The 8,937-nt window shown below is 49.9% G+C and carries 12 protein-coding genes; 9 read left to right on the top strand and 3 right to left on the bottom strand.

All coding sequences use genetic code 11. The annotated features are described in order from the left end of the window. Together KDD36_13790 and thiL are read right to left on the bottom strand one after the other, a co-directional pair. Positions 1–567 (bottom strand): hypothetical protein (locus KDD36_13790; protein MCB0397722.1); only part of this gene is annotated, 567 nt, incomplete at its 3' end. Continuing rightward, positions 564–1,622: a thiamine-phosphate kinase gene (gene thiL / locus KDD36_13785; protein MCB0397721.1), complete on the bottom strand. Its 1,059-nt coding sequence runs from the start codon at positions 1,620–1,622 to the stop codon at positions 564–566. The genes KDD36_13790 and thiL, both read right to left, overlap by 4 nt. A gap of 90 nt (positions 1,623–1,712) precedes the next feature. Between thiL and KDD36_13780 the strand changes: the two genes are divergently transcribed. Genes KDD36_13780 through KDD36_13740 form a run of 9 tightly spaced genes read left to right on the top strand, consistent with a single transcriptional unit; the run spans position 1,713 to position 8,555 of the window. After that, positions 1,713–2,042 carry an iron-sulfur cluster assembly accessory protein gene (locus KDD36_13780; GenBank protein MCB0397720.1) on the top strand — a complete coding sequence of 110 codons (330 nt, stop codon included), beginning with the start codon at positions 1,713–1,715 and terminating at the stop codon, positions 2,040–2,042. A gap of 27 nt (positions 2,043–2,069) precedes the next feature. Further along, a complete protein-coding gene (gene sufB, locus KDD36_13775; GenBank protein ID MCB0397719.1) occupies positions 2,070–3,515 on the top strand; it encodes a Fe-S cluster assembly protein SufB in 1,446 nt (481 codons plus the stop codon). Positions 3,516–3,555: 40 nt separating this feature from the next. Next, the gene (locus tag KDD36_13770) at positions 3,556–3,969 is read left to right on the top strand and encodes a four helix bundle protein (protein ID MCB0397718.1); all 414 of its coding nucleotides are present in this window, start codon (positions 3,556–3,558) and stop codon (positions 3,967–3,969) included. Between the two features lie 41 nt (positions 3,970–4,010). Beyond that, the gene (gene sufC / locus KDD36_13765; protein MCB0397717.1) at positions 4,011–4,775 is read left to right on the top strand and encodes a Fe-S cluster assembly ATPase SufC; all 765 of its coding nucleotides are present in this window, start codon (positions 4,011–4,013) and stop codon (positions 4,773–4,775) included. Then, entirely contained in the window at positions 4,772–6,043 is a 1,272-nt protein-coding gene (sufD, locus tag KDD36_13760) for a Fe-S cluster assembly protein SufD (GenBank protein MCB0397716.1), read from the top strand. The genes sufC and sufD overlap by 4 nt, the downstream gene beginning before the upstream one ends. Positions 6,044–6,078: 35 nt before the next feature. Continuing rightward, entirely contained in the window at positions 6,079–7,293 is a 1,215-nt protein-coding gene (locus tag KDD36_13755) for a cysteine desulfurase (GenBank protein ID MCB0397715.1), read from the top strand. Positions 7,294–7,295: 2 nt separating this feature from the next. Next, complete coding sequence (locus KDD36_13750) at positions 7,296–7,721, top strand: SufE family protein (protein ID MCB0397714.1); 426 nt, start codon at positions 7,296–7,298, stop codon at positions 7,719–7,721. Between the two features lie 3 nt (positions 7,722–7,724). Further along, on the top strand, positions 7,725–8,042 hold the full coding sequence (locus KDD36_13745) for a DUF59 domain-containing protein (GenBank protein ID MCB0397713.1): 318 nt from the start codon (positions 7,725–7,727) through the stop codon (positions 8,040–8,042). A 3-nt stretch (positions 8,043–8,045) separates the two neighbouring features. After that, positions 8,046–8,555, top strand: a complete 510-nt coding sequence (locus KDD36_13740; protein ID MCB0397712.1) for a DUF2480 family protein — start codon at positions 8,046–8,048, stop codon at positions 8,553–8,555. Positions 8,556–8,559: 4 nt separating this feature from the next. Here the strand turns inward: KDD36_13740 and KDD36_13735 are convergent. Further along, positions 8,560–8,937, bottom strand: a 378-nt coding sequence (locus KDD36_13735; protein ID MCB0397711.1) for a hypothetical protein, incomplete at its 5' end; no start/stop codon positions are given.

Below are 8,937 nucleotides of genomic sequence, written 5' to 3'. Positions count from 1 at the left end.
CAGTCCCGCAGACGAAGAAACCCATAGGGTATGTCCGGGTCCCTGGAGAATCCTGTGAATGTGCGAATTCCCGAGGGGGCTGGGCAGGCTTACAAAAATGCTGTCACGCCAAACCCCCATTCCCCGCGATGTGCCTACCCAGAGGCGACCCCGGTCATCACAAACCAGGGCGGTGATGTTACCCGAAGGCAATCCGTCTTTTTCGTTATAGGAAGTAAGATTCAGCGGTTCATTCGCATAGGTGCTGTAAACGCTGCGATTCAATCCATCCACCGTTCCGATCCATAGGTCACCTTTGGCATCCTCGGTAATGCATGTGACCCAGTGACTGGAAAGCCCGTCCTTCTCACTGAAGTTTCTGAACTCCGTTCCGTTGAAACGGCTCATACCACCATAGCCACCCGTCCACAAATACCCTAGGTGATCCTGGTAAATCTCAAAAACATGAATGAACGGAAGTCCTTCTTTAACAGAGTAATTCCGGAAATTGTAAGTCTGGGCACGGGCCAGACCCATCCACATACATATGCAGGTCAGTATACATATCCACCTGCATTTGCGGATCATTCTCCCTGGTCTTTTTTGAGGAGTGCATCCCAACCTTGTGCGGTTACCGGATGAACGGTCTCATCCCTGGCCACGAGGTTAACACCGTCGCCAGCATCCGTGATATGTCCGATAACGGTAAAGTCGGGATGGTTCCGAACCTTGTCGAAGTCGGCTTGTGCAATGGTGAACAGCAGTTCGTAGTCTTCCCCACCGCTCAGTGCACATACTGATGGATCCAGGTTGAAGGAGGTAGCCAGACTTGCGGTAGACGGATCGATGGGGATTTTTTCTTCATACAGCTGGCAGCCCACATTGGAACTGGTGCAAAGATGCAGCACTTCAGAAGACAGGCCATCTGAAATATCGATCGCTGCGGATGGTTTGAGTCCGAGGTCCGCCCATTTTCTCACCACATCCACGCGGGCTTCCGGCTTGAGCTGGCGTTCCAGGACATAATCATTACCTGCGAGGTCGGGTTGGATATTCGGATTGGATTGAAAAACATTTTTCTCTCTTTCCAGCAACTGTAGTCCCATGTATGCACCGCCAAGATCACCACTCACACACAACAGGTCGTTTACTTTTGCACCGCTACGGTAAACGACATTTTCCTTGTCAACCCATCCCATAGCGGTCACCGAGATCACGATGCCGGATGTAGATGACGTGGTATCCCCACCAACGAGGTCCACCCCGTATTTTTCACAGGCCAGATAGATTCCTTTGTAAAGTTCTTCCACCGCCTCAACCGAAAAGCGGTTGGACAGCGCAATGGATACCAGCACCTGTGACGGAATGGCATTCATCGCGGCCACATCGGACAGATTGCAGGTAACCGCTTTATAACCGAGATGCTTCAGCGGGGTATACATCAGATCGAAGTGAACACCCTCCACCAGCATGTCCGTAGTGACCACTTGTGCCCTCGCGCCGGCATCAATCACCGCCGCATCGTCGCCCATGGCGCACAAGGTATCGTCGCGTCTGATCTTATAATTCTCCGTTATCAGCTTGATAAGTCCGAACTCACCCAGCTCACTTACTTCTGTCCGATTCGTAGGTTCCTGCAACATGCCGTTTGATAAGTGGAACAACTTTCATACTTTTGTCAAACACTATTTAGAATTAATCTAAATAAGAATAAGAACCTTAAGTTGTTCAAAATGATTAAGGTAACAGACAAAGCTAAGCAAAAATTGATTACCCTCATGCAGGAAGACGGCCACCAGCCGGAATCCAGTTTCGTTCGCGTAGGCGTTTCGGGCGGAGGATGTTCTGGTTTGATGTATCATCTCGACTTCGACGCGGAGAAGAAGGACGGCGATCAGATGTTCGAAGATCAGGGCATCCGGATCGTGGTGGACAAGAAAAGTTTTCTCTACCTGGTAGGCACTGAACTGGATTATTCGGGTGGCCTCAACGGCAAGGGCTTTCAGTTCATCAATCCGAATGCAAGCCGTACGTGCGGATGCGGAGAAAGCTTCGCAGTATAAATTTTGAAAAACGAGGAGAAGCAGCGTATGGCTGATCAGAATGACATCCTGGAGGAATTTACCCAGGGCGAATACAAATATGGATTTACCAGCAACATCGAAACCGAAGCCATCCCAAAAGGCCTCAGCGAAGATGTGGTTCGACTGATATCCCAGAAAAAGAACGAACCCGACTGGTTGCTGGAGTGGCGGCTGGAGGCCTATCGCGGCTGGCAGCAGATGACCGAGCCGACCTGGGCGCACGTGCACTACAACCCGGTAAATTATCAGGACATCATCTACTATGCCGCACCCAAAAAGAAGAAAGAGTTAAAGAGCCTGGATGAAGTGGATCCTGAATTATTGGAGACTTTCAAAAAACTCGGCATCAGTCTGGAAGAACAGAAACGTCTTTCAGGCGTTGCCGTGGACGCGGTCATTGATAGCGTGTCTGTGAAAACCACCTTCAAGGAAAAGCTCGCAGAGTTAGGAGTTATCTTTTGCTCATTCAGCGAAGCGGTTCAGGAACACCCCGAATTGGTTAAAAAATATGTGGGCTCCGTTGTTCCGGTGACAGACAATTTCTTTGCAGCCCTCAACTCCGCCGTATTTTCGGACGGATCCTTCTGTTACATCCCCAAAGGGGTGCGCTGCCCCATGGAACTGTCCACCTACTTCCGCATCAACACGGCTGGTACCGGACAATTCGAGCGGACGCTGATCATCGCCGATGAAGACAGCTACGTGAGTTACCTCGAAGGATGCACCGCACCCATGCGCGATGAAAATCAACTGCATGCCGCCGTGGTGGAGATCGTTGCACTGAAAGGTGCCGAAGTGAAATACTCAACCGTACAAAACTGGTATCCCGGCGACAAGGAAGGTAAAGGCGGGATATACAATTTCGTGACGAAACGTGGCATCTGTCTCGGCGATCATTCCAAGATCTCCTGGACACAGGTGGAAACCGGCTCCGCCATCACCTGGAAATACCCCAGCGTGATCCTCAAAGGAAACAACAGCATCGGTGAATTTTACTCCGTCGCATTGACCAACAACAAACAACAGGCAGACACCGGAACGAAGATGATGCATATCGGCAACAACACGAAAAGCACCATCATCTCCAAAGGTATCTCCGCCGGCCTGAGCAACAACAGCTACCGTGGCCTGGTGAAAATACAGAAGGGTGCAGAAAATGCACGCAACTTCTCCCAGTGTGACTCCCTGCTCATGGGCGACCAGTGTGGTGCACACACCTTCCCATACATTGAGGTGGACAATCCCACTGCGCAAGTGGAACATGAAGCCACCACATCAAAGATCGGCGAAGACCAGATCTTCTACTGCAACCAACGTGGCATCGACACGGAAAAAGCCATCGGCCTGATCGTGAACGGATATTGCAAGGAAGTACTGAATAAGTTGCCGATGGAGTTTGCGGTGGAAGCACAAAAGCTTTTAGCTGTTTCGTTGGAAGGGAGTGTTGGGTAAAAGTTTCTAGTTTGTGGTTTAGGGTTTAAAGTTTAAGGTTATGGCAACGATTAACCGTTTTGAAGATATTGAAGCCTGGCAGCACGCAGAAAGGCTGGAAAGGGAAATATTCAAGTTAACGCTGGAAGGCGAATTTGCTAAGGATTTTTCTTTAAAGGATCAGATAAGGCGATCCACTGGTTCAGTAATGGACAATATTGCAGAAGGATTTGAACGAAACGGCAACAAAGAACTTATTCTATTCCTTAGTTATGCCAAGGGTTCCATTGGAGAGGTCAGATCGCAATTACATCGGGCAAGAAACAGAAAATACATCACCGAGGATGTGTACGAAAAACTATACGAAGAATGTCTTTCGATCAGCAAAATGATCATGGCCTTCATTAATTATTTAAACAGATCAGATATCAAGGGTGCAAAATACAAGGTCCAGGATGTTGAAATACAACGGTGAGGAACCTTAAACTTTAAACCCTAAACCCTAAACCATTATTGATGCTTACAATTAAAAATTTACGCGCTTCCATCAACGGCAAAGAGATCCTTAAAGGACTGGATCTGCAAGTGAAGGCCGGTGAAGTACATGCCATCATGGGGCCCAACGGTTCGGGAAAAAGTACGTTGTCATCCGTACTGGCGGGACGGGAAGATTATGAAGTGACCGCCGATGAACTCAACTTCCTCGGAAAAGACATCCTGGAGATGAGTGCGGAAGACCGTGCACGCGAAGGTCTCTTTCTCGCCTTCCAGTATCCTGTGGAAATTCCAGGTGTAAGCAATGTGAACTTCCTGAAAACCGCCATCAACGAGATACGCGAATACCACGGACAGGAGCCGATCGAAGCAAAGGAATTCCTGAGTCGCCTGAAAGAAAAGCAAAAGCTGGTGGAACTGGATGCCAACCTGGCAAGTCGTTCCGTGAATGAAGGTTTTTCCGGTGGAGAAAAGAAGCGCAATGAGATCTTTCAAATGGCCATGCTGGAACCCAAACTGGCCATTCTCGATGAAACCGACTCAGGCCTTGATATCGATGCCCTGCGCATTGTTTCCAATGGCGTGAACAAACTCAAAAGCAAGGACAATGCCGTGGTGGTGATCACCCACTACCAGCGACTGCTGGATTACATCGTGCCGGATGTGGTGCATGTGTTGTATAACGGACGCATCGTGAAGACCGGCGGCAAAGAACTTGCCCTGGAACTCGAAGAAAAGGGATACGACTGGATCAAAGAGATCCCATCCGAAGCCAACGCATCATGATGGATACCACTCAAAAACATACGGCGCCACAGCAAGCATTTGTAGACAGCATTGCAAGCAGGACGCAACCACTGGAACCCATGAACCGGTTGGGTAAGGAGGCGCGTGAGGCTTTGACTTCACTCTCTTTCCCAAGCAGAAAAACGGAAGCATGGAAGTATACGCCGGTGAACAGTCTGCTCAAATTGAGCATGCCGGAAACCACCGCTACATCAGGCATTCCCACCAACATCACCCTGCCTCAGACAGATGGTTACCTATGGGTCACGGTGAACGGACAACCTGTCGCCGAAGCCTCTTCATTGCCTGAAAATACAAACGTATTCATCGGTCTGTTGTCAGAAGCGCATGACCGCTTTCCCGACCTGGTGAACGCTCACCTCGGAACCATCGCAGAACAAAAGCACGACATCTTTACCGCGCTCAACGGCAGCGCAGCCGCGGATGGTCTCGCCGTGATATTACCCGTTAGCGAAACAATGGATAAACCGCTGCGCATCATCCACATCACCACCGATGGTGCATGGGATTTTCCACGCCTGCTTGTGATTGCCGGAAAAAACAGTGAAGCATCCGTTGAGGTCAGGTTCATGGGAGAAGACAAGTCTACCTTCACCAATGCGGTGACCGAAGTTTTTGCAGAAGAAGATGCACGCGTGAATGTCAGCTTTGTGGAAGAAGGCAACGGAAACACCATTCAGCAAACCTGGGTATCCCAGCAGTCGAAAAGCAATTGCGGGGTACATACCCTCACCGTGAATGGCCGGCTCGTAAGGAACAACCTCACCATGCTGTTGAACGGCGAACATTGTGAAAGCGCCTTGAACGGCCTGTACATTACGCGTGATGACATGCATGTAGACAATCACACCCTCGTGGATCACCGTCAGCCGAATTGCATGAGTGATGAAATGTACAAAGGCATCCTCGGCGGAAAATCCACCGGAGTTTTCAATGGCAAAGTCTATGTTCGTCCGCATGCCCAGAAGACAAACGCCTTCCAGTCTAACCGCAACATATTGCTGAGCGAGGATGCGCGTGTGAACTCAAAACCCGAACTGGAGATCTATGCCGACGATGTGAAGTGCAGCCACGGTTCTACCACCGGCCGCCTGGACAACGAAGCATTGTTTTACCTGAGATCACGTGGACTCAGCACGTCCAGCGCCACAAAATTATTACTGCAGGCATTCGGAGAGGAAGTGCTGGAGCGCATTCCCGACCACGACCTCAACGAACTTGCACGAAACTATCTGCAAAAGATCTGATGATCATGTCAGCACAAACCCTACATAAACCATCCATCGATATCAACCGGATACGGGAAGATTTTCCGATCCTCCGGCAAAAGGTGCATGGAAAACCTTTGGTATATTTTGACAATGCCGCTTCCGCCCAGAAACCCAAACAGGTGGTGGATGCGATCTCCCAATATTACAATGCCGAGCACAGCAACATCCACCGGGGTGTACACTATCTGAGTGCGCATGCAACGGAGCGGTTTGAAGAAGCCCGACAAAAAGTGCAACGCCACATCGGTGCGGTCTACACCCATGAAGTGATCTTCACCAAAGGCACCACGGAATCCATCAACCTGGTGGCATCAACCTTCGGCCGCATGGTCGTAGGCAAGGGAGATGAAGTACTGATCTCTACCCTGGAACATCATTCGAACATTGTGCCCTGGCAGATGTTGTGTGAAGAAAAAGGAGCGAAACTTAAGGTCATTCCTATCCACGACAATGGCGAACTGGACATGGATGCATTCACCGGCATGCTGAATGAAAAGGTGAAGATCGTGGCCGTGAATCATGTGTCAAATGCGCTCGGCACCATCAACCCGATCAAAGAGATCATACGCCAGGCTCACTTGCAAAACATTCCCGTATTGGTGGATGGTGCACAGGCAGCACCGCATATGACCATCGATGTGAAGGAATTGGATTGTGATTTTTATGCACTTTCCTCGCATAAAATGTATGGTCCTACCGGCGTAGGAATACTCTATGGAAAAGAAAAGTGGCTGGATGCCATGCCCCCATACCAGGGAGGCGGTGAGATGATCAGCACCGTGACTTTTGAAAAGACGACCTACAACGAACTCCCCTTCAAATTCGAGGCCGGGACGCCACACATTTCAGGCGGCATAGCCCTGGGTGTGACGGTGGACTATCTCAACAACATCGGCATGGATAACATCGCCGCCGTGGAGAATGAATTACTGATCTATGCCACCGAAAAAATGCAGGCCATCGACGGACTCCGGATCATCGGAACCGCAAAAGAAAAAGCTGCTGTGATCTCATTCGTGGTTGGTGATACGCATCCGTATGATACCGGGACAATCCTGGATCAACTGGGCGTAGCGATCCGCACCGGACATCATTGCACCGAGCCACTCATGCAAAGACTGGGACTTCCAGGTACGGCACGCGCATCCTTCGCTTTCTACAACACCAAGGAAGAGGTGGATGTGCTGATCAACGGAATTTTGAAATCCAAAGAGATGTTGGGATAGTCATGGCCTCCATTGAAAATATCACGGAAGAGATTGTAGAGGAATTCGGTTTTTTTGAAGACTGGATGGATAAATATGAGCACATCATCTCCCTTGGAAAATCACTGCCACCACTCGATGAAGCGAACCGGAAAGATGATTTCCTGGTGAAAGGTTGCCAGTCACGTGTATGGCTTGTTCCGAGATTTGAAGATGGATTGGTATACTTTGATGCCGACAGCGACGCGATCATCACCAAAGGCCTCGTTGCGCTGATGGTTCGTGCATTATCCGGACAGACTCCCGCAGATATTGTAGCCGCCAACCTCAGCTTTGTGGATCAGATCGGCTTGAAGGAGCACTTATCACCCACCCGCTCAAACGGACTGGTTTCAATGATCAAGCAAATGAAAATGGCGGCGCTGGCCTACTCGGCCAAATCTATATAAGTTATGAAACTGGAAAAAGACCTCCTGGAAAAGCTGGTGATCGAAATGATCAAGACCTGCCATGATCCGGAAATACCTGTGGATATTTGGGAACTAGGCCTGATCTACAACATCGAGATCGACGATGACTCCAATGTGAAAGTCACCATGACCCTTACCTCCCCCAGCTGTCCGGTTGCGGAAACGCTACCTGTGGAAGTGGAGAACAAGATCAAAGGTATGTCGGAAGTGAAAGACGCGAAGGTGGAGATCACTTTTGAACCGCCGTGGACAAAGGACATGATGTCTGAAGAAGCCCAGTTCGAACTTGGATTTATGTAAGCCATGGCCGAAGAGATTGTCAACCGGGTGGCCAACAGCGGCCTCATCAACATCAATATGGATGACCTGTTGCCATCAGGAGAACGCGTGGTGCTGGACCTCGCACCGGTGTTGTTTCAGGGCATGATGCTTCGGGAAAAGGACCTCCGTGAATTTGTGGCCGGTCATGACTGGTCACAGTATCAAAATAAACATGTTGCCGTGACCTGCTCGGAAGATGCTATCATACCCGCCTGGGCATTCATGCTGGTGGCTGTATCCCTGACCCCATTTGCACGTACGATTGTATTCGGAAATGAAAAAAATCTGATCTCTGAATTGTTTGATCAGGCCATCCGTCAACTGGATGTGACAGAATATGCGGACAAGCGGATTCTGGTTCATGGGTGTGGCAAGGTGGAAGTACCCGCTTCCGCATTCGTCGCCCTCTCAGTAAAACTTCAACCTTTGGTGAAAGCCCTCATGTTCGGAGAAGCATGTTCGACGGTCCCGTTGTACAAGAAAATGTCCTGAGAGATCATTCCAGGGTCAGTCCGGTCTCACCGATCTTCTTACCATCAGCATAAACAGAGATGGCATAACGGCCGGCTTTGAACTCCGAATTATCCGGCAGGCGGAAACCCATACACATGTCTTCCGAACCTCCGTTGTAATTGATCTCTTTCATGGCAGAGTACATCAGCTGTTCTCCATCGGCCTCGAACTTGTTGGACTCGGTACCCGACGCCAAAACAACCCCGTCCGGGCCTTCGATGCGCAGGTATACATTCTTGGAACCGGTCTCCGCAATGGCGTTCTTCCCGATCATGAAACAAGCCTCGATCTTGTTGGCCTTATCCGCCTTGTTCTTGGCGCGCTCCTTGCCACTCTTCTTTACCTGGATACCATTCGCCTG

The organism is Flavobacteriales bacterium (genome assembly GCA_020435415.1).
Taxonomy (GTDB): domain Bacteria; phylum Bacteroidota; class Bacteroidia; order JACJYZ01; family JACJYZ01; genus JACJYZ01.
The sequence above is the reverse complement of the archived record's forward strand: the minus strand, read 5'-3'. Positions and strand labels throughout refer to the sequence as shown.

Bases quoted from the DNA above. Each gene is read 5' to 3' on its own strand.
- thiL (MCB0397721.1), bottom strand. From the start codon at position 1,622: ATGTTGCAGGAACCTACGAATCGGACAGAAGTAAGTGAGCTGGGTGAG.
- KDD36_13780 (MCB0397720.1), top strand. From the start codon at position 1,713: ATGATTAAGGTAACAGACAAAGCTAAGCAAAAATTGATTACCCTCATG.
- sufB (MCB0397719.1), top strand. From the start codon at position 2,070: ATGGCTGATCAGAATGACATCCTGGAGGAATTTACCCAGGGCGAATAC.
- KDD36_13770 (MCB0397718.1), top strand. From the start codon at position 3,556: ATGGCAACGATTAACCGTTTTGAAGATATTGAAGCCTGGCAGCACGCA.
- sufC (MCB0397717.1), top strand. From the start codon at position 4,011: ATGCTTACAATTAAAAATTTACGCGCTTCCATCAACGGCAAAGAGATC.
- sufD (MCB0397716.1), top strand. From the start codon at position 4,772: ATGATGGATACCACTCAAAAACATACGGCGCCACAGCAAGCATTTGTA.
- KDD36_13750 (MCB0397714.1), top strand. From the start codon at position 7,296: ATGGCCTCCATTGAAAATATCACGGAAGAGATTGTAGAGGAATTCGGT.
- KDD36_13745 (MCB0397713.1), top strand. From the start codon at position 7,725: ATGAAACTGGAAAAAGACCTCCTGGAAAAGCTGGTGATCGAAATGATC.
- KDD36_13740 (MCB0397712.1), top strand. From the start codon at position 8,046: ATGGCCGAAGAGATTGTCAACCGGGTGGCCAACAGCGGCCTCATCAAC.